Origin of the sequence: Delftia sp. ASV31 (assembly GCF_016428765.1) — a bacterium.
In the GTDB taxonomy this organism is placed as follows: domain Bacteria; phylum Pseudomonadota; class Gammaproteobacteria; order Burkholderiales; family Burkholderiaceae_C; genus Comamonas; species Comamonas acidovorans.
Genome location: NZ_JAELTK010000249.1, coordinates 1 through 321, shown reverse-complemented (window position 1 = coordinate 321; position 321 = coordinate 1). Strand labels below are relative to the sequence as shown.

Here is a 321-nt window from a genome sequence, read left to right as displayed (position 1 = left end):
CCCCCCCCCCCCCCCCCCCCCCCCCCCCCCCCCCCCCCCCCCCCCCCCCCCCCCCCCCCCCCCCCCCCCCCCCCCCCCCCCCCCCCCCCCCCCCCCCCCCCCCCCCCCCCCCCCCCCCTTTTTCATGCTCCGGCGACCACCGAGATCTACACTGTTCGCATTTCGTCGGCAGCGTCAGATGTGTATAAGAGACAGGGGTCGATCCGGCCGTCGGCCTGTTCGCCTCCTTCATCATCAGCATCGTCATCGCCTTCACGGGCGCGCGCCCGGCCATGGTGTCGGCGGCTGCGGGCTCGGTCGCACTGGTGGCCGCTCCGCTGG

Annotated in this window: 1 protein-coding gene; it reads right to left on the bottom strand. The window is 77.3% G+C overall.

What is annotated here, in order from left to right; translation table 11 throughout:
* A partial coding sequence (locus JHD82_RS29235; RefSeq protein ID WP_199140403.1) for a hypothetical protein occupies nucleotides 1–321 on the bottom strand: 321 nt, incomplete at both ends.